The sequence below is a fragment of the Catenulispora pinistramenti genome, from assembly GCF_018274385.1.
Classification (GTDB): domain Bacteria; phylum Actinomycetota; class Actinomycetes; order Streptomycetales; family Catenulisporaceae; genus Catenulispora; species Catenulispora pinistramenti.
This window is the reverse complement of record NZ_JAAFYZ010000072.1, coordinates 1-19274: the sequence shown is the minus strand read 5'-3', so window position 1 is coordinate 19274 and position 19274 is coordinate 1. Positions and strand designations below refer to the sequence as shown.

Here is a 19274-nt window from a genome sequence, read left to right as displayed (position 1 = left end):
CCGACTCTACGCCAGCCGACTCTAGGCCAGCTGGCTCTAGGCCAGCTCCCGCACCACGGTGGTCAGCCACCGCTGATACCCGTCGGTCCGGCGGAAGCGTTCAGGGACCAGGTACGTCCCCTCGCCCGCCGGACGGATGAGGTCCTCAGCCACCGGCAGCACGATGAGGTGCAGGCTGAACGGAGCCGACTTACGCCCGATCTCCGCCTCCACCGCCCGCACCACCTGGCCCTCGACGTCCCGGCCCGCGCCGTCCGCCCGATCGAGCAGGGCCTCGATACCGGCCCGCTTGCGGGCCGAATGCCAGGCATGGGCCTGCGGCCAGCGGGCTGCGAAGACCCGGCGGAACTCGGGGAAATCGGCGAGCGCCTCGAAATCCGGCGGTGCGAACCGCGCCACCTCGGCCAGTACCTTCTGGTCCTTCAACTGCGGCCACAACACGGCCACGTTCCACAAGTACAGCCAGCCTTGCGTCAGCGCCGCGCCTGAGGCGGCTCCGGTATCGGCCGACGGCTCCGGCATCTCCTCGATGTCCAGCGGCGCCGTGACCACCCCCGCGACCGGCACATCGATCCGCTCCGCCGCCCTGATCCACAGCGCGGGAACGAGCAGCCAGTCGAAATCCGTGACACGGATCTCCCACGAGTCCGACCCCGAGATCTTCACCGCCGTTGCCCCCTAAGAGATGTCGACCGATACCGCCGTCCCGGCCGGGACCGTGTAAGAGATCTGACTCCCAGAGTACTGACCGAAGGCGACCTTGTGGATCGGCGCGGTCGGGCTGCCCGGCTGGGTGGCCCAGACCTCGTAGGTCCCCGACGTCCTGCCCACAAGCCCGATCACCGCCGGCTGCGCCGCGGCCTGCTTGTTGACCAGCACCACCTTGCCGTTGTCGCACGCGAACGCCGACACCGCGGTGCCGGCCAGCGTGCTGGTCACCGGCACCATCGCGGCGCTGTACTTCTTGAACTGGCCGGCCATCCCGGTCCAGATGCCCAGGCCCCAGTACGCCGGCAACGGTGTGCCGAGCGACCCCGGCTGGCCCTGGCCGCCGCCGTCGTTCAGCAACCCCAGCGGCCCGTTGCTGTCCGAGTACTGCGTGAAGTGCCCGCCGGCGCTGAGGACCTGCCCCGCGGCATCGGCGATGAAGCAGGTGTTGTGCCAGTCGAAGAACTCCGCGGCACCGCCCACGTAGTGCCAGTTCGCCTCCTCCACGCCGTACAGCACGCCGGGCTTGTACGTCTTCAGCGTCGCGATGTTGGCGTGGTACGCGCTCTCGTTCGGGAACCCGCCCGGCGCGGCGTCGCCACCGTTGTAGGCGTGGTAGGACAAGATCCCCACCCCGTCGATCGTGGCCGCCGCCTGGAGGAGGCCGGTGTCGAACCAGGCCGCGGCCGGCGCCGAGATCACCACCGAGGGATCCGCGCCGTGCATCGCCGAGACGATCCCGGGCAGCGCGCTCAAGTACGCGCTGGTGCCGCCGCTGACATCAGGCTCGTTCCCGATGACCCAGTACTTCACCGGCCCGCCGTTCGCACTGCCGCCGGCGCCGTTGTAGTGCGCGACGAAAGCAGCGGCATCAGAGCCGTTGAGCCCGCCGTTGTCGCTGGAGTCGCCGCCGTAGATGACGAACGGCAGCGCACCCATACCGCGGATGTTCTTGATGTAGGTGTCGGCATCCCCCGAGGTCTGCGCCCCGCCGGCACTGGACCCGGGATCGCCGTGGTTCCACCGCAACGGGATCCGCACATGCCCGGCCCCGAGCGCGGCCAGCGTCGCCTTCCACGTGGCGCTCGCGTTGATATTGGCGGCGCCGGTGCCGCCCTTGTACGTCGAGCAGGTCCAGCCGATGCCCAGCGGATCGACCTTCGTCAGGACCTTGGTGAAGTCGACGGTGATGTTCGGGCTCGGACTCGCCCCGGCATTGGTGGTGGAGTCGGCGCTGGCGCTGGCGCCGGCCGTCCGGGCGCCGACAGTCACGGCGGCGACGGCGGCACCTCCGGCCGTCAGGAATCTCCTCCGGTACATGCTCATGGCTCCATGCGACCACGGAGATGCCCGAGGGCGGAACGATTCGACCGTCGGACCCCGTTCAACTGCTCAGCGTCGCCGTGACGGCCCGCCGGCGGCTGCGCGGGCCCCGGCCATAGCTCCGGCTTGTGCTGAACTGCTGCATTACAGATCATCGAGGGATGAGCGAGAGCAGCGAGCAGTGGCGCGTCGAGTTCGACGCCGAGGCCCAGCCCCAGGCCGGGCCCGGGCAACGGATCGTCGACCTGAGCCATGTGATCCGGGACGGGATGGTCACCTTCCCGGGGCTGCCCGGCCCGGAGATCGGCGAGTACCTCTCGCGGGAGCAGTCCCGTGAGCGCTACGCGCCCGGCACCGAGTTCTCCTTCAGCCGCATCTCGATGCTCGCCAACACCGGCACCTACGTCGACAGCCCGTTCCACCGCTTCGCCGGCGGCGACGACATCGCCGCGGTGCAGCTGTCGCGCCTCGCCGACTTGGACGCGCTGGTGGTCCGGGTCGTCGGCGCGGCCGAACGCGCCATCGAGCGCGGCGTGTTCCTGCCCTATGACCTCACCGGCCGGGCCGTCCTGATCCACACCGGCTGGGACCGGCACTTCGGCACCGACCGCTACGGCCACGGCCACCCGTACCTCACCGCCGAGGCCGCCGCCTGGCTGGTCGAGCAGCGGCCCGCGCTGGTCGGCATCGACTCGCTGAACATCGACGACGCCGCCGACGGCACCCGCCCCGCGCACACCGCGCTGCTGGAGGCCGGGATCCCCATCGTGGAACACCTGCGCGGACTGGAACAGCTGCCGCCGTACGGCTTCCGCTTCTCCGCCGTGCCGCCGGCCGTCCAGGGCATGGGGTCCTTCCCGGTGCGGGCCTACGCGCTCGTCGGCGACCAGCGGTAGGCCCGATCAGGGCGCACCGGCTAGCCCTCGTCCCCGGAGCCCTGCCCGGCGCCGCCCTGCAGCATCGCCAGCGTCAGCACCTGGTCACCGATGCCCCAGCCGCCGTCGGCGACCTCCTCGACCAGCACCATCGTCCCGCCGCGGGCGCGCTCGCCGTAGATCTCGACGTACAGCTCGGTGGTGCGGTGCACGATCTTCGCCTTCTGCTCGGCGTCCAGGGTGCCGGCCGGGACTTTGAAATTCGCGAATGGCATGTCTGATCTCGTCTCTGTTAACGGTTGGTCTGTTAACGGCTGGTCTGTTAGCGGCTGGCCTGCTCGGGGAGCAGGTCGGCGATTCCGATGCGGTGGTAGAACTCGGCCCTGATGCGGTCGCTGACGGTCGACACGACGTCGCTGCCGTCCCGGCTGGGATCGATGTGGACCCGGAACGGACGCTTCCCGGCCGGCCGGCCCACCACGTCCACGATGGCCTCGGCCACCTCCTCGACCTCCCGCCCGGCCGGGAACAGCCCGGCCAGCCGCTCGGCCAGCTGATCGCGCAGCTCCCCGTACGCGCCGTCGTACTCCGCGGCCCGTTCGGCATCGGCCGGCAGGCCCGCGTGCGCGAAGTGGTTGGTGCCGGACGGGTAGGCGCCGGGCACCACGATCACGGTGTCGATGCCGTACCGGATGACCTCGGCCGCGTAGCTCTCGGCCAGGGCGTCCATAGCGGCCTTGGCCGCGAAGTACGGCGCCAGGAACGGCGGATGCCCGCCCCGGGTGCTGGAACTGGCCACCCACACCAGCAGCCCCGACCCGGCACGCCGCATCAGCGGCAGCACCGCGCGGTTGACCCGCTGCGTGCTCAGCACGTTGATGTCATACAGCTCGGCCAGCTGTTCGGGGGTGAACGCCTCGGCCGGCCCGAGCACCATGTGCCCGGCGTTGTGCACCACGACATCCAGCCGGCCCTGCTCCTCGGCGATCCGGGCGACCGCCGCGTCGACACAGGCCTGATCCTGCACGTCCATCTCGATGCCGCGCACATCCACCCCCTGCGCGGCGGAGAACTCGGCCAGCTCCGCCACGCGCGGCGCGTTCCGGCCCCCGGTGGCCCGCATCCCGGCGTAGACGACGTCCCCGGCCCGGGCCAGCGCCCGCGCGGCCAGGTTCCCGAAGCCCGAGGAGGCACCGGTGACCACGATGACTTTGCTTTTTACAGCGCTCTCGACCTTGCCCTCACTCATCGCTCACACCATCCCGCCGTTGGCCCGCAGCACCTGACCGTTGACCCAGTGCCCCCGCGGCCCGGCCAGGAAGGCCACCACCGAGGCGATGTCCTGCGGCGTCCCCAGCCGCTCCAGCGGCGACTGCGCGGCCAGCCGCGCGATCAGCTCGTCGTCCTTGCCGTCCAGGAACATGTCCGTGGCGGTCGGCCCGGGCGCCACGGCGTTGACCGTCACGTCCCGGCCCCGCAGCTCACGGGCCAGGACCAAGGTCAGCGCCTCGACCGCGCCCTTGCTGGCCACATAGCCGCCGTAGGTGGGGAACTTGGTGCCCATCACCGACGTCGAGAACGTGATCAGCGCGCCGCCGGCCCGCAGCCGCCGCGCCGCCTGCTGCGCCACCACGAAGGTGCCGCGGATGTTGGTGCGGTGCATGTCGTCCAGATCCGCCAGGTCCAGATCGACAATGGTGGCCAGCTTCATCCGGCCGGCCGCGTTCACCACCGCGTCCACCCCGCCGAACTCCGCCTCGGCCCGGTCGAACAGGGCCGCCACCGCCACCTCGTCGGCGACGTCCGCCTGCACGGCCAACGCCCGGCCGCCCGCGGCCTGGATCTCGGCGACCGCCTGCTCGGCCAGGTCGGTACGGCCGGCATAGGCGAGCACCACGGCGTAGCCCTCGGCGGCCAGCTGGTCGGCGACGGCCCGGCCGATGCCGCGCGAACCGCCGGTGACGATCGCGACGCGGCCCCGCGTGTCGTCCGCGGCCGGGCTCGTGGCCGGGCTCGTGGCCGCGGCGACCTGCGAGGCGCCCTGCGCGTTGTTCTCTGTGGTCATGATGTGCTCCGTTTCTCGGTGACGTCACCACCTTGCGCCCGCCCGCAGCCGCTAACCAGTTGCCGTCTACCCAGGGGTCGCCACCCCCTGGCTCCGGATCCGGGCATGAAGGACACTGGGGATGTGGATCTCGCTGAACTCGGAGGCTTCCTGAAATCCCGGCGCGACCGGATCCGCCCGCGTGAGGTCGGGCTGCCATCCGGGCCGCGGCGCCGGGTCCCCGGGCTGCGCCGCGACGAGGTGGCCCAGCTTGCCGGCGCCTCAGTCGACTACTACATCGAGCTCGAGCGCGGCGGCGCCCAGCCCTCGGAGCAGATGCTCGCCGCCCTGGCCCGGGCCCTGCGGCTCTCCCGCGACGAGCGCGACCACCTCTACCACCTGGCCGGCCGCCCCGTCCCGCCGGTCGGCAGCGCCGCGGCGCACGTCAGCCCGGGCATGCTGGACCTGCTCGACCGGCTCGTCGACACCCCGGCCCGGGTGATCACCGACCTGCACGTGGTGCTGGTGCAGAACCGCCTGGCCGCCGCGCTGCTCGGACCGCCGCCGCCCGGGACCTCGCCGCGCGCCGGCTTCGTCTACCGCTGGTTCACCGACCCGGCCGCGCGCGGCCTGTATCCGCCGCAGGACCACGACCGGCACGCCGAGAGCTTCGTGGCGGACCTGCGGGCGGCCGTGGCCCGGCGCGGCAGGAACGACGAGGAGTCCCAGGGCCTGGTCGCCGAGCTGCTGGAGCGCAGCCCGGAGTTCGCCGAGCTGTGGCGCCGGCACGATGTGGCCGTGCGCCGCCTGGACGCCAAGCGCATCGTGCACCCCGCGCTCGGGGTGATCGACGTCAACTGCCTGAACCTGCTCAGCGAGGACGGCAGCCAGCGCCTGCTGTGGTTCAGCCCGGTGGCCGGGACCGACGCGGTGGAGAAACTGGAATTGTTGTCGGTTCTCGGGATTCAGGATCTTGAATCGGACCAGGCTCTCGAAATCGGGCCAGGATCTTGAAATTGGGCACTGATCTTGAAAATGGGCACTGATCTGGCCTCCGGCCTGGGCCAGAGCTTCCGGCCGTGATACACAATGGAGCGCGGTGGGGCGCGATCTTGTAGCCGACTGAGCCCGCCGACGTGCTCACCGGAGGTGTAGATGTCGTTGGGGGCCTGGTCTGGACAGCGCGTGTCGGCGCTGGTCGGGTGGCTGCGTGCGCACGATCCGGCGCTGGCGGCCACCCGGCGCGCGGGGCGAACCGCGGTGGTGATGCCGGCGCTGTTCGCGCTGTGCACGCAGGTGTTCCACTCGCCGACGATGGCGAGTTTCGCCGCGTTCGGCTCGTTCTCGATGCTGCTGCTGGTCGACTTCAGCGGCACGCTGATCCAGCGGCTGCGTGCGCAGTTCGCGCTGGCCGTGGCCTGGGCGGTGCTGATCTGCCTCGGCACCGTCGTGGCCCGGGTGACCTGGCTGTCGGTGCTGGCCACGCTGGTGGTGGCGTTCTGTGTGCTGTTCTCCGGCGTGGTCAGCTCGGTGCTGGCCGGCAGTTCCACGGCGCTGCTGCTGGCGTTCGTGCTGCCGGTGGCCACCCCGGTGCCGCTGGACCAGCTCCCGGACCGGCTCATCGGCGCCGGGCTGGCCGCCGCGGCGGCGCTGCCGGCGGTGACGCTGCTGTGGCCCAGGCCGGCGGCCGACCCGCTCAGCGGCCCGGCCGCGCGGGTGTGCCGGGCCGCCGCCGCACTGCTGCGCGCCGACGCCTCGGCCACCGGCGGCCACCGGACTTTCAACCTCGGGGCCTGCCAGATCGCCGCCGATGAGACCGCCGCGGCCAACGCCGACCTGCGCCGGATGTTCGACGCCACCCCCTACCGGCCCACCGGCCTGTCCACGTCCTCGCGGACCCTGGTCCGCCTGGTGGACGAGCTCACCTGGCTGTCCGCGATCCTCACCGACCGGCCCGACTACACCGAGCAGCCGCCGGCCTGCGACCCGGCCGCCCGCACCGCCCGGCTGGCCGCCGCCGAGGTCCTGGACCGCGCCGCCGACCTGCTCACCGATTTCCGGGGCGATGTCAGCCCGCTGCGATCGGGCGTGCGGGAACTGCAGTCGGCGCTGGCCGCGATGGAGGCCTCCTCCACCGCCCGGCTGCCGGTGGACCAGCCGGTCGGGGAAAGCCCGGACGAGGTGTACACGTTCATCTCCACGCTCGACTTCTCCTTCCGGGCCCTGGAACTGGGCTTCGCGGTCGTGCAGATCGCCGAGAACGTCTCGCTGGCCGCGCAGGCCTTCCAGCGCAGCTGGCCGGACCGGCTGCTGGGCCGCGAACCCGGCGCCCTGACCAAGCCGCTCACCTCGGCCCGCGAACGGGCCGGCGCGCACCTGGGCTGGAACTCGGTGTGGCTGCACAACAGCCTGCGTGGCGCTGTGGGCCTGGCCATCGCGATCCTGCTGGCCGACTTGACCAGCGTCCAGCACTCGTTCTGGGTGCTGCTCGGCACCCTGTCGGTGCTGCGTTCCAACGCTCTGAACACCGGGCAGAACGCGATGCGGGCGGTCCTGGGCACGGTCCTGGGCTCGATCATCGGCGCCGGGATGCTGCAACTGATCGGGCACCACGGCACCGTGCTGTGGGTGCTGCTGCCGATCGCGATCCTCATCGCCGGCATCGCCCCGGCCGCGATCTCCTTCACCGCCGGGCAGGCCGCGTTTACCGTCACCCTGGTCATCTTGTTCAACATCGGGCAGAACCCGGACTGGCACATCGTGCTGCTGCGGATCCAGGACATCGCTTTGGGCTGCGGGGTCAGTGTCGTGGTGGCGTTGTTCTTCTGGCCGCGCGGTGCCGCCGCGGCCGTGGACAAGGCGCTGGCCAAGGCCTACACCGACAGCGCCCGCTACCTGTCCGGCGCCGTCGCCTACGCCCTCGGGCACTGCGACGCCGGCAAGGCCGGGCTGCCGGCCGCCGAACCCGTGGCGGCGCAGAGCCGGGAGGCAGCGGCCTCGGCACGCCGGCTGGACGACGCCTACCGCACCTACCTCGCCGAGCGCGGCGCCAAGCCGCTGTCGCTGGCCGACACCACGACGCTGGTCACCGGTGTCGTCGGGCTCCGGCTGGCGGCCGACTCGGTGGTCGCGTTGTGGCAGAACAGCGGCCGGACCCGGCCCAAAGCCGACCAGAGCGCCGCGCACAGCGCGATCCTGGAAGCGGCGGACAGCGTCACCGGCTGGTACCAGGGCCTGGCCGACAGCCTCGGCGGCAGCACCCCGATCCCGGCGCCGGTGCCGCTGCTGCCGGAGTCGGCCGCCCGGCTCGTGGACTCGGTCCGCACCGACCTGGTCGACCGGGACGGACAGGCCACGGCCGCGGCGGTCCGGGTCATCTGGACCGGCGACCACGTCGACGTCGCGCGCCGCCTCCAGCCCGGCATCGCCGCCGCGGCGAAGGAAGCCGTCCTGCGCTGAGCCGGGCCGGCTCACCAAAGCGGGAAGTCGAGCCCGCGCTCTGATTCCGGGCGCGGGCCGAACACCCGCCGGTCGGATCCGGCGATCGGCCGGTCGTTGATGGACGCCTCGCGGCGGCTCATCAGCCCGGCCCGGTCGAACTCCCACAGCTCGTTGCCGTAGCTGCGCCACCACTGGCCCTCGGCGTCGTGCCACTCGTATTGGAATCGGACGGCGATGCGGTTGCCCCGCAAGCCCCACAGGCCTTTGCGCAGCGCGTAGTCCTGCTCGCGCTCCCATTTGGCGGTCAGGAACTCGACGATCTGCGCCCGGCCCACCACGTGGACGTCACGGTTGCGCCAGATCGAGTCCGGTGTGTAGGCGAGGGCGACTTTGTGCGGGTCGCGGGTGTTCCACGCGTCTTCGGCGGCCTGGACTTTCTGGAGAGCGGATTCCAGGTCGAAGGGCGGGAACGGGGGTCGAGACTCGGACATGGCAGGGTCCTTTCAAACAAAGCTTCGCTAGCCCTTCCAGGACCAGGTTTAGCATCGCCTTCTCACGGATGCAAGGCGGCTTATCCGTGATAAACTCGCCCCATGGACGAGGCGGTGAGCGAGCGCGAATGGATGCTGCCGGAGGAGGCCCTGCCGGTTCGGCTGATGGCGACGATCTGGGCCGACGTGGCCGGTGTTCATGATGACCTGGCCACCGCTGAAGACCTGACCGCCTGGCTCGACGCCGTCGACCTCGACCGCGCCGGACGCGGCGCCACCGGCGCCGAGCTCGCCCTGGCCCGGCGGCTGCGCGATGCCGTGCGGCGGCTCGCGGCGCACGTGACCGGCGACGAGCGCGACGCCGCGCGGTCGGCGGCCGGGGACGTCGAGGCCGCGGTGCGGGACGTCAACGATGCCGTCGCCCACCTGCCGGCGCCCCGCATCGCGATGACCGGCGCAGTGCTGCGGGCGACCTCTTCCAGCGACAGCTCCGCGATCACCGCGGCCCTGGCGCGCGTGGCGGACGAATCGATCGCGTTGCTGGGCGGCCCCGAGGCGGACAAGCTGCGGGCCTGCTACGCGCCGGGCTGCGTGCTCTACTTCGTGAAGACGCACCCGCGGCGGGAGTGGTGCTCGGTGACCTGCGGGAACCGGGTTCGCGCCGCGCGGCACTACGACAAGGTGCGCTCAGCGCGCTGACGGTCCTGTGGACGTCCTGCCGCTTTGCCGCGCGGGACGTCTTGACCGCCTCTCGCCCTTCACTGGGTGGCGGACTCCGGCGGCCGCAGCCCCCGGGCGACGATGTCGATCATCCGCGCGCGCGTGGCCTGGTCGGCCGACCCCCGGCTCATGCAGCTCACCATCAGTGCCTTGATGTCGGCGACGTCCGCGTCGGCCCGCACCACGTGCGCCTCCTGGGCTCGGCACAGGGCGGCGGCCATCGCCGCGTCGAAGTCGTAGCCCCCCGCGGTCGCGGCCGCGTCCATGTCGTAACCGGCCCCGGCGAAGGCTTGGGCGATGCCGACGTTCGCGGCGCCCTCCTCGGTCAGGATGGTCAGGAACTCGACAAAGGCTTCTCGCTGGTCCGGCGACTCGGCCAGGGCCTGGACCCGGTCCACGATGCGGCCGACGCGGTCGGCAACGATCGCCTCGAACAGCGCGTCCTTGGTGGGGAAGTGGCGGCTGACGGTGCCCGTCCCGACCCCGGCGCGCCTGGCGATCTCGTGGACCGACACACCCAGGCCCTCGGCCGCGAAGGCGGCGATCGCGGTATCCAGGATCCGCGCCCGGTTGCGCTCGGCGTCGGCGCGCATGCAGCTCTCCTTGTCGCCGGTTCCCTGACCGTGGCCATCTCGTCCCCGTTGACAACCGGGACAGCCATCCCGGATAGTCGAAGGAGTAAGCGGGACGCCCGTCCCGATACTACCCGGATCCTGCGCGTCCGCCCGACCCGGCCGTCCTCCCCGAGGGAATGCCCACCATGACCAGTCGCTGGACCGAACAAGACATCCCCGGCCAAAGCGGCCGCATCGCCGTCGTCACCGGCGCCAACACCGGAGTCGGCTTCCAGATCGCCCGGGCGCTGGCCTGGCGCGGCGCCGTCACCGTCCTGGCCTGCCGCGACCCGCGCAAGGCCGCCGACGCCGCGGCCCAAATCCGGGCCACGCCCCCGCACCCATCCGCAGCCGGGTCCGGGCTTGTCGAGGAAGTCGAAGTCGACGTCGAGGAGACGAACCTGGCCTCACTGTCCTCGATCCACACCGCCGCGAAAGCGATCCGCGACCGCTACCCGCGCATCGACCTGTTGATCAACAACGCCGGTGTGATGTGGCAGCCCGCCGGCCGCACCATGGACGGCTTCGAGACCCACCTGGGCGTCAACCACCTGGGCCACTTCGCCCTCACCGGCCTGCTCCTGGACCGCATGCTCGGCACCACCGGATCACGGATCGTCACCGTGAGCAGCCCCGCGCACAAGCAAGGCCGCATCGACTTCGCCGACCTGCAGTCCGACCACCACTACCGGCACATCGCCGCCTACGCCCAATCCAAGCTCGCGAACCTGATGTTCGCCTACGAACTCCAACGCCGCCTCACCACCCACGCCGCCGCGACCACCTCACTGGCAGCCCACCCCGGCGGCGCCCGCAGCGAACTCAACCGCACCATGCCGCCCCTGTTCCGAGGCCGCCACTGGGGCCTGGCCCTGCCGATCACCCACAGCACCGAAAAGGGCGCCCTGCCAATCCTGCGCGCCGCGACCGCCCCCACCGCCGAACCCGGCCAGTACTACGGCCCCGACGGCTGGCACGAGTTCAGGGGCCGGCCGACGCTACTGGCATCCAGCGACTCATCGCACGACGCGCAGGCGCAGCGGCGCCTTTGGGCGGAATCGGAGCGGCTGACCGGGGTCGAGTACTCGTTTGCTGTCGGAGATCGGATAGCCGGCGCCTAAGACCTCTTAGTCGTTAGTCGTTAGTCGTTAGTCGTTAGTCGTTAGTGCCGTGTCAGGCAACGTTTGCCTGGGAGTTCGCGCTTTGCTCGGGCGGGAGTCCGCGATGTGGTTCGCGATGTGCCGGTCGGCGGGCGGGATCCGTTGGCGGTGGAGTTTGCTGGGGGGTGGAGTTTGCGGGCCAGGTTGCGGTTAGTCTGTGGATTTCAAAGCTTTTTACGGCCTTCGGTCATAGTTGTGCCGGTTCGGGGTTCGGGGTGGTGGGTGTGTTTGTCGGCTGCCGGTTTTCGCGTTCACAACCCCGGCGCACCTCAGGCCTCTTCAACTCCGGCAAGTCGGAGCAAGGGCACAAGCAAGATCAACAGCAAGATCAAGGTCAAACCCATGATGAAGGGCCGGGCCTCCGGCGGGCCTCGGCAACCTCAGGGAAACTAGCGCGGTTCCCTCGGGTGGCTGGGTGAGTCTCAGCGGCTGTGGTTTGTGGGGTGGTGCGGTCCGTTCCCCTCGGTCGCGTCGTCAGCCCGGGGGGTACAGCACCGGTGTCCGGGGGTAAAGTCCGCGCGCGGCGGACATGCAGGTAGGCGGCGGTTTTTGATAGCGCGAACTTGACCCCCGGCCACCGGCACTGTAGGCGAAGCCCTGCCGACGCGACCGAGGGGAACGAACCGAAAACCGACCGGAAGAATGGCAATCGAAGGGTCCGAGGACACCGGTTGGTTGGTACGGCTGCCGGTAAGGGTGTGGCGGCGGGTCGGTGGCTAGTGCCGTAGCAAGCAACGTCTGCCCTGTGGGCCGGCTGTGTGTTGACCGTGGATGATGGCGTCTGTGAGTTTCGATCTCGCGGTCTTTGCAATGGACGAGTCAGCCGACGCTTTGGCTGTCCGGACCATGTTTGAGCGTTGTCAGTCGGGAAGCCATGTCGAGGGAGAATTTGATGATCGAATCGTCGGGTTCTACGAGGGACTTCGAGCGGTCTTCCCCGATCGGTGCGCCTTACGGCCCCGACTCGCCGTGGATGTCAACGCCGCTGGCGGTCGGTATCGACCACGTGTTCATGTGCTTGAGCTTCTCCCGCTACACTCAGGCGATCGCGACCATCGAGGATCTCGCCAAGAAGTACCAGCTGGCCATATGGGATCCACAGTCCGGTGAGGCGTATCTACCTGGCACGTGAGTCCTGTCTCGCCGGTCAGGCAACGTTGGCCCGGCTGACGATCTTCCGCAGGCAGGCATCGTCGGCATGACGGTTCCGCCAGATGATGTGGCGCCGGATGATGCTGCCCTGCTCCTTGTGGCTACGGTGGTCGGTGCCGTCCAGTGCGAAGTAGCGCAAGGCTGTGAACTGGGCTTCGATGCGGTTGAGCCATGACGAGTTGGTCGGGGTGTAGGCGATCTCGACGTTGTTAGCCTCAGCCCAGTCCGCGACTCGGCGGCACCGCTTGGTGGTCAGGTGCAGGGAGAAGTTGTCGCACACGATCGCGATCCGCACGTCGGCGGGGTAGAGGGTGCGCAAGGAACGGCAGAACTCCAGGAACTGCGTGCGCTTCTTGCGAGGCTTGACGTGCCCGAACAGGTGGTCTCGCGCCAGGTCGTAGGCCGCGAACAGGTGCCGGACCCCGTCGTTGCGGGTTGTAGGTGGCCCGGCGTCGCGGGCGCGGCTTCCGGTCAGGGTCTTTGTGCCTGCCGCCGCGCTCGGCCCAGTGCCATGAGGTTGAGCGGCCCGAACTCGTCCAGGCAGAACACGATCGCCGGTTCGCCGAGCTCTGGTATCACCTCGCCGTCGGCGATCGCGTACAGGTGCTCGACTCTGGCCTTCTTCGTCGCGTAATCAGGGTCTTTGGAGGTCTTCCAGGTCTTTATGCGTTGAAAGGAGACGCCTTCGTCACGGAGCAGGACCCGAAGGCCCTCGTGGGAGATGTCGTCGACCACCCCTCGGTGACCAGGAAGTCCGCGAGTCTGGACAGGCTCCAGGTCGAGAACGGTAGTGCGTGCTCGACCGGCTTGGACTTCGCGATCTTCGCTACGGACATCCTCTGCGCCGACAACAACACCATCTGCGCCCGACGCCAGGTCACCACCGACCCGGTGCCCCGCCGCACTATCCGCAACAGCCGACCACCCTCGTCGTCATCGATCTCGCGAACCTGAACCCGTTCCGCCATCAACCAAGTCTGATACATCTACCCTGGCGGCGGGACTCACCACACCGACAGGGCGAACGTTGCCTGACGCGGCACTAGCCCGTGCCCGGCGAGCCCCAAGCCGGCCGGCACGGAAAGCCGATCGGGCCAGAGCAGGAGGCTGCCCGGGCAGGCGAGGAGCTTGCCCGGCAAGCGCCGAGCTGGGCGACATCGAAGGTTGTCCGGCCGAAGCGGCAGCTGACCGGCAAGGGCAGCAGGTTGCCTACTACTGGCACCGAGCCGTTAGTCAGCGGGTGCGGAGCTCGGCGGGGCGGAGGGCTGACCTGCCGGAGCCGAGGGCTGTCCGGCTGGGGCGGAGGGCTGACCTGCCGGAGCTGAAGGCTGCCCCGCTGGCGCGGAGGGCTGTCCGGCGGGTGCGCTGGGGGCTCCTGAGGCCGGGGTGCCGGGGGCAGTGTTCGCGCCGGGGGCGCCGGTGCTGGGTGTGGTGGGCGGCGGGGTCGGCGTGGTGTGCTTGTACAGCGCCTCGGCGATCTTGAGGGTGAAGTTCTTCGCGTCGTCGCCCTTGATCAGCGCCTCCTGGGTGGTGATCAGGAAGGTGCGGTTGCCGTCGTACATCACCAGGATGGCGTCCTTGCCTGCCTCGGTGACGTAGGTGGCGGGGTGCCCGGCTACCGAGATCGGCGCGTACTGGTCGCCCTGGCCGGCCAGGGTGCCGACGGTGGCGGCGCCGTGGCTCTGGGCGGTGGCGGCGTCGGCGTAGATGGCCAGCTGGATCTCGATCTGGTTGCTGGTGATCTTGCCGGTGCTGTCCTGGACGATGCCGTACTGGCACACCACCCGGCCCAGTTGCTTGGCGGCCGTCGGCTGGAAGGGCTGGAAGTAGTCGCCGCCGTTCACCGGGTTGCCCAGGGCCAGCTGCATGTCCGCGTCGGTGACCAGGCCGTCGCAGTTCTTCGGCAGCTGGGCCGGGGTCATCGTGGGGCCGGCCGCCGGGTCGAAGCTGGGCTGGGGGCTCGCCGAGCTGGACGACTGGGCGCCGGGGAACGAGCCGGCGGCGGTGCTGGTGCTCGACGAGCCCTTCTTCGACGAGCCGCCGCCGGAGCACGCGGCCAGCGCCAGGGCCGCCGCGCAGGCGAGGCCGAGCGCGGATATGCGTGTCAGGGTCCGGCGTGCCGAGGCCGGGCCCGGAACCGGGGCCGGGGTCGTAAGGGTCCGCATGCTTGGCAACCTATCGAATCGGTGAGCGCGACGAGAAGCCTTCGGACCGGCTCCGCACCCCCTGGGCTTCCGCGGCATGCCCTCCGCGGCCCCGGGCCCCGCTCCCCCGCCTCACCCGGAGGTGACGGACGGGGACATCCCGTTGGGGGCGAGCAGCCGCGGCACGCCGGTGCCGTCGGCGGGCACAGCGTACAGGTCACTCCCGGGGTCGTCGTCGTGCGGGACCGCGTACATGACGGTGTTGTCGTCCAGCCACGCCGCCTGGTCGTCGACGCTGCGGGTCTCGGCCAGCGGGGTCTCCTGCATGGTGGCCAGGTTCAGCACGGTGAAGCGCCAGGGGTGGCGGATGTCGTCGGAGACGCGCTTCTTGAAGACCAGGCGGGTCCCGTCCGGGGACAACGAGGGGCACTCCACGTTCTCTCGCAGGGAGGTCAGCGTCTGCGCCTTGAAGTCGCCCTTCATGAGCCACGTATTACCGTTGCTGCCCATCGTGGCGTAGAAGGTGTTGTCGTCGGCGGTGAAGGTGACGCCCCAGATGTTGATGTCGACCGCCTTATAGAGCTTCCCGTCCACGTAGGAGTTGAAGTTCTCTAGAGAGTCGACGTACGCCCCCGTCTTAAGGTCCAGGATCGATGCGCGGGTAGATGCGCCGGGCTGCGTATAAGAGTCCCCGGTTACGAAGGTCGTCCAGGCGGCCATACGACCGTCTGCAGACAGCCGCGCACGGTTCGGCGTACCGGTGATCGCGAGCTTCTTGATCTGTTTGAAAGAACTGTTGTAGACCTCCGCATAGGGCTGGCTGATGAGGTTGCCCTCGGACTGGAGGCAGAGCAGTACGCCGGAAGCCGTATAGGACCGCTCGCACTGCACGCTGGAAACCATCGGCACCGCGTTCGACGCCGCCCCGGTGGGGAGCTCCACGACTTTGCCGAAGTCCGGACCCTGCACCATCGACCGGTACGTCAGCTGCCCGGCGGCGACCGTGAAGCCGCCGCTGATGCCGGCCCGCTTCGTCGAGCGCCCCAGGAACGCGGTCACCCCGGCCGCCACGGCGACCACCAGCAGCACCGCGATCGAGGAGATCAGGATCTTGGCCCGGTTGTCGCGGGGCAGCTCCGCCCCGGCCTCAGCCATCGGAGCTGTCCTTCCACGGCGACACCAGGAGCGTGGAGACGGTGATGGCGACGGCCATGGCACCGGAGAACCAGAGCATGACGGTCTTGGGATCGGTGTGCGACCAAGCCGTGCCGAACGCGACGGACGACACGAACCCGGCGACCGCACCGATCGACTGCATCACCGCGAGCCCGGAGGTACGCAGCGCGGCCGGGATGCGCGGGCCGCAATAGGCCATCAGTACGCCGTCAGTGGCCGCGTAGGCGATGCCGGGAAGCAGGAGTGCGGAGACCAAAAGGAATCCGTTAGGGACGTTCGTAGCCAGCAACGCATAAGCGACGACCAACAGGAGGTGCCCGACGACGAACACCTTCCAGCGCCCCACGCGGTCCGCGAGGCGGCCCACGGGGATGGCCATGAGGACGAACATGCCCATGGTGCCGGTAGCGAGCAACGCGTACTCGGAAGCGCTGAGGGCCATCCGGTGCTGGAGCGTCAGGTACACGAAGGTGTCGCTCACCCATGCGAGTCCCAACAGCGCTACAGCGATCCCCGTACGGATGAACCACACCTGTCGGAGCAGTCCGAAGGCCGCGCGCAGCGACGTCTCGGAACGTTCCCGCAACTCGTCCTTGTGGTCGGCCACGTAGAGGCAGAACACCACCAGGCCGATGGCCGCGACACAGAAGGAGATGATGAACAGGGCGTCGAACGCTTTACGCTCCGTGCCGAACTTCGTCGTCCACAGCAGGACGAAGGAGGCGATGAGCGGGCCGGTGGCGGCGCCGATGTTGTCGAGCATGCGGTGCACGCCGAACGAGCGGCCCAGGATCTGCGGCGGGGACGACAGGGAGATGAGTGCGTCGCGCGGGGCGGAACGCAGACCCTTGCCGAAGCGGTCCGCGCTGAGGAGCCCGCTCAGTCCGCCGAAGGAGGGCCCGACCACGGGGAACCCTAGTTTGGTCACCGCGGAGGCGCCGTAGCCGATCCCCGCGAGGAGCTTCTTACGCTGCCAGCGGTCGGACAGGTACGCCGCCGGGATGGCGAGCAGCGCGGGGATGCCGTTGTAGAGGCCGTCCAGGAACCCGATCGCCGTCGGGGTCTCGTGGAGGACGTTGAGCAAGTAGTAGCCGACCACCGCGACCAGCATCTCCGAGGAGACGTCCGTCAGCAGGCTCACGGTGCCCAGCATCTTGACGTTGAACGGGACCCGCTCCCGCGTGCTCCTGGTTTCCTGGATGCGCTTGGCGGTTCTGGATCCCGTCAAATACACGTCGAAACAATAGCGAATACCCCGCCCGCACAAGGCAGACGGGGTATTTCAGCTCGATGCTGTTACAAAGCGGTGAAGCTCAGCCTCCGGATTTCCCGGACAGCTCAGCTCTGGCCGCCGGACAGCTTCTCGCGCAGCGCGGCCAGGGCCTCGTCGGAGGCCAGGGCACCGCCGGTGCTCTCCTCGACCACGCCCGAGGAGTAGGACGAGGGCGCACCCTCGGCGTTCTCCTGGACACCGGCCTCGGCGTCGGCCTTGCGGGCCTCGGCGATCTGCTTCTGGTGCGACTCGTACCGGGTGTGCGCGTCGGCGTACTGCTGCTCCCACACCTCACGCTGGGCGTCGTAACCCTCGAGCCACTCGCCGGTCTCCGGGTCGAAGCCCTCGGGGTAGATGTAGTTGCCCTGGTCGTCGTAGGTGGCGGCCATGCCGTACAGCGCCGGGTCGAACTGGTCGGTCTCGATGTCGCCGGTCAGGCCCTCGTTGGCCTGCTTCAGGGACAGCGAGATGCGACGGCGGTCCAGGTCGATGTCGATGACCTTGACGAAGATCTCGTCGCCCACGTTGACGACCTGCTCCGGGACCTCCACGTGGCGCTCGGCCAGCTCGGAGATGTGGACCAGGCCCTCGATGCCCTCGTCCACCCGGACGAACGCGCCGAACGGCACCAGCTTGGTGACCTTGCCGGGCACGACCTGGCCGATGGCGTGGGTGCGGGCGAAGGTCTGCCACGGGTCCTCCATGGTCGCCTTCAGGGACAGCGAGACGCGCTCGCGGTCCATGTCGACGTCCAGGACCTCGACCGTGACCTCCTGGCCGACCTCGACGACCTCGGAGGGGTGGTCGATGTGCTTCCAGGACAGCTCCGAGACGTGCACCAGGCCGTCCACGCCGCCCAGGTCCACGAAGGCGCCGAAGTTCACGATCGACGACACGACGCCGGAGCGGACCTGGCCCTTCTGCAGGGTGGTGAGGAAGTTCTGGCGGACCTCGGACTGCGTCTGCTCCAGCCAGGCACGGCGGGACAGGACCACGTTGTTGCGGTTCTTGTCCAGCTCGATGATCTTGGCCTCGAGCTCCTTGCCCACGTAGGGCTGCAGGTCCCGCACGCGGCGCATCTCGACCAGGGAGGCCGGCAGGAAGCCACGGAGACCGATGTCCAGGATGAGACCACCCTTGACGACCTCGATGACGGTACCGGTGACGATGCCGTCCTTCTCCTTGATCTCCTCGATCGTGCCCCAGGCGCGCTCGTACTGCGCGCGCTTCTTGGACAGGATCAGGCGGCCTTCCTTGTCCTCCTTCTGGAGGACGAGGGCCTCGATGTGGTCGCCCACGGCGACGACGTCGTTCGGGTCGACGTCGTGCTTGATCGAGAGCTCCCGCGACGGGATCACGCCCTCGGTCTTGTAACCGATGTCGAGCAGGACTTCATCCCGGTCGACCTTGACGATGACACCCTCGACGATGTCGCCGTCGTTGAAGTACTTGATGGTCTGGTCGATCGCGGCGAGGAATTCCTCCGCCGAACCGATGTCGTTGATGGCGACCTGAGGCGTTCGGGCGGTCTCGGTGCTGCTCGTCATGGGGAAGGGGGCTCCGGATACGGACACATTGTGGGCGACGGCCTCCACCGGCTGGGGATGCCGGCGCTGGGAGAAGTCCGTCACCAGTCAAGAGCCGAACGGTCGACGAGGATCGGGTGTCCAGCGAAGAAGATTCAGAACCTGCCCGCAGCGCATCGCCCAGAATACGGGTCGTACGCACGCGTGGTCAATCCGATACCCGGCCCCACCGGGGACGCCGGGTCGGCCCACGGCGCCGACGGCACCGAGCCGGGCCCACCGCTACAGTCTCAACCTGCGTGATCGTCTCACGACCCGCAGTCGACCCGCCGCGGAAAGGATGCCCGCACTGTGACCGATGTGACGGAAGAGTCGCCGGAATACACCGGCGACCCCGGAATCGAAGATAACGATACGGTCCGAGTGGCCCGGCGTCACCTGTCAGATTCCGCCACGATCCGGGCGAACCGGGGCTGGTGGGACGCCAACGCCGACGAATACCAGGCCGAACACGGTGCGTTCCTGGGCGATGCCCGGTTTGTCTGGTGCCCGGAGGGGCTGGACGAGGCCGAGGCGCGGCTGCTGGGGACGGAGTTGGCGGGCAAGCGGGTGCTGGAGGTGGGGGCC

The 19274-nt window shown here is 69.6% G+C and carries 17 protein-coding genes and 2 pseudogenes; 7 read left to right on the top strand and 12 right to left on the bottom strand.

Annotated features, from left to right (window positions below; translation table 11 throughout):
- Positions 1-36: 36 nt before the first annotated feature.
- On the bottom strand, positions 37-666 hold the full coding sequence (locus KGQ19_RS21430) for a hypothetical protein (RefSeq protein ID WP_212010986.1): 630 nt from the start codon (positions 664-666) through the stop codon (positions 37-39).
- 12 nt (positions 667-678) lie between these two features.
- Positions 679-2034: a hypothetical protein gene (locus tag KGQ19_RS21425; RefSeq protein ID WP_212010985.1), complete on the bottom strand. Its 1356-nt coding sequence runs from the start codon at positions 2032-2034 to the stop codon at positions 679-681.
- Between the two features lie 158 nt (positions 2035-2192).
- Here KGQ19_RS21425 and KGQ19_RS21420 point away from each other — a divergent pair, with 158 nt between their 5' ends.
- The gene (locus tag KGQ19_RS21420) at positions 2193-2927 is read left to right on the top strand and encodes a cyclase family protein (protein ID WP_212010984.1); all 735 of its coding nucleotides are present in this window, start codon (positions 2193-2195) and stop codon (positions 2925-2927) included.
- Positions 2928-2947: 20 nt separating this feature from the next.
- Here KGQ19_RS21420 and KGQ19_RS21415 read toward each other — a convergent pair whose 3' ends face one another.
- The 3 genes from KGQ19_RS21415 to KGQ19_RS21405 are packed head-to-tail and all read right to left on the bottom strand — an operon-like array spanning position 2948 to position 4971.
- Positions 2948-3181 carry a tautomerase family protein gene (locus KGQ19_RS21415; RefSeq protein ID WP_212010983.1) on the bottom strand — a complete coding sequence of 78 codons (234 nt, stop codon included), beginning with the start codon at positions 3179-3181 and terminating at the stop codon, positions 2948-2950.
- Between the two features lie 47 nt (positions 3182-3228).
- Complete coding sequence (locus KGQ19_RS21410) at positions 3229-4155, bottom strand: SDR family NAD(P)-dependent oxidoreductase (protein WP_212010982.1); 927 nt, start codon at positions 4153-4155, stop codon at positions 3229-3231.
- A gap of 3 nt (positions 4156-4158) precedes the next feature.
- Positions 4159-4971 carry an SDR family oxidoreductase gene (locus KGQ19_RS21405; protein WP_212010981.1) on the bottom strand — a complete coding sequence of 271 codons (813 nt, stop codon included), beginning with the start codon at positions 4969-4971 and terminating at the stop codon, positions 4159-4161.
- Between the two features lie 123 nt (positions 4972-5094).
- Between KGQ19_RS21405 and KGQ19_RS21400 the strand changes: the two genes are divergently transcribed.
- Both KGQ19_RS21400 and KGQ19_RS21395 read left to right on the top strand, forming a co-directional pair.
- Positions 5095-5964, top strand: a complete 870-nt coding sequence (locus tag KGQ19_RS21400; protein WP_212011009.1) for an MmyB family transcriptional regulator — start codon at positions 5095-5097, stop codon at positions 5962-5964.
- A gap of 141 nt (positions 5965-6105) precedes the next feature.
- On the top strand, positions 6106-8409 hold the full coding sequence (locus KGQ19_RS21395; protein WP_212010980.1) for an FUSC family protein: 2304 nt from the start codon (positions 6106-6108) through the stop codon (positions 8407-8409).
- A gap of 11 nt (positions 8410-8420) precedes the next feature.
- Here KGQ19_RS21395 and KGQ19_RS21390 read toward each other — a convergent pair whose 3' ends face one another.
- Positions 8421-8882 carry a nuclear transport factor 2 family protein gene (locus KGQ19_RS21390; protein ID WP_212010979.1) on the bottom strand — a complete coding sequence of 154 codons (462 nt, stop codon included), beginning with the start codon at positions 8880-8882 and terminating at the stop codon, positions 8421-8423.
- 102 nt (positions 8883-8984) lie between these two features.
- Between KGQ19_RS21390 and KGQ19_RS21385 the strand changes: the two genes are divergently transcribed.
- Positions 8985-9581 carry a CGNR zinc finger domain-containing protein gene (locus KGQ19_RS21385; protein WP_212010978.1) on the top strand — a complete coding sequence of 199 codons (597 nt, stop codon included), beginning with the start codon at positions 8985-8987 and terminating at the stop codon, positions 9579-9581.
- Between the two features lie 59 nt (positions 9582-9640).
- Here KGQ19_RS21385 and KGQ19_RS21380 read toward each other — a convergent pair whose 3' ends face one another.
- A complete protein-coding gene (locus KGQ19_RS21380; RefSeq protein ID WP_212010977.1) occupies positions 9641-10195 on the bottom strand; it encodes a TetR/AcrR family transcriptional regulator in 555 nt (184 codons plus the stop codon).
- 167 nt (positions 10196-10362) lie between these two features.
- Here KGQ19_RS21380 and KGQ19_RS21375 point away from each other — a divergent pair, with 167 nt between their 5' ends.
- Positions 10363-11337, top strand: coding sequence for an oxidoreductase (locus tag KGQ19_RS21375; RefSeq protein ID WP_212010976.1), 975 nt, complete (start codon positions 10363-10365; stop codon positions 11335-11337).
- Positions 11338-12268: 931 nt separating this feature from the next.
- On the top strand, positions 12269-12508 hold the full coding sequence (locus KGQ19_RS21370; protein WP_212010975.1) for a hypothetical protein: 240 nt from the start codon (positions 12269-12271) through the stop codon (positions 12506-12508).
- Positions 12509-12523: 15 nt separating this feature from the next.
- Here the strand turns inward: KGQ19_RS21370 and KGQ19_RS52870 are convergent.
- The 5 genes and pseudogenes from KGQ19_RS52870 to rpsA all read right to left on the bottom strand — a co-directional run bounded on the left by KGQ19_RS52870 (position 12524) and on the right by rpsA (position 18668).
- Positions 12524-13496: pseudogene (locus KGQ19_RS52870) on the bottom strand (IS630 family transposase).
- A gap of 261 nt (positions 13497-13757) precedes the next feature.
- On the bottom strand, positions 13758-14693 hold the full coding sequence (locus KGQ19_RS21355) for a hypothetical protein (RefSeq protein ID WP_212010973.1): 936 nt from the start codon (positions 14691-14693) through the stop codon (positions 13758-13760).
- Positions 14694-14804: 111 nt separating this feature from the next.
- A complete protein-coding gene (locus KGQ19_RS21350; RefSeq protein WP_212010972.1) occupies positions 14805-15827 on the bottom strand; it encodes a TolB family protein in 1023 nt (340 codons plus the stop codon).
- Positions 15820-17082 carry an MFS transporter gene (locus KGQ19_RS21345; RefSeq protein ID WP_212010971.1) on the bottom strand — a complete coding sequence of 421 codons (1263 nt, stop codon included), beginning with the start codon at positions 17080-17082 and terminating at the stop codon, positions 15820-15822. Before KGQ19_RS21345 ends, KGQ19_RS21350 begins: the two co-directional genes overlap by 8 nt.
- Before the next feature lie 104 nt (positions 17083-17186).
- A complete protein-coding gene (gene rpsA, locus KGQ19_RS21340) occupies positions 17187-18668 on the bottom strand; it encodes a 30S ribosomal protein S1 (RefSeq protein ID WP_212010970.1) in 1482 nt (493 codons plus the stop codon).
- A gap of 330 nt (positions 18669-18998) precedes the next feature.
- On the opposite strand from rpsA, the pseudogene KGQ19_RS21335 reads away from it, so the two are divergent.
- Positions 18999-19274 (top strand): annotated as a pseudogene (locus KGQ19_RS21335) (SAM-dependent methyltransferase); the annotation flags it as partial.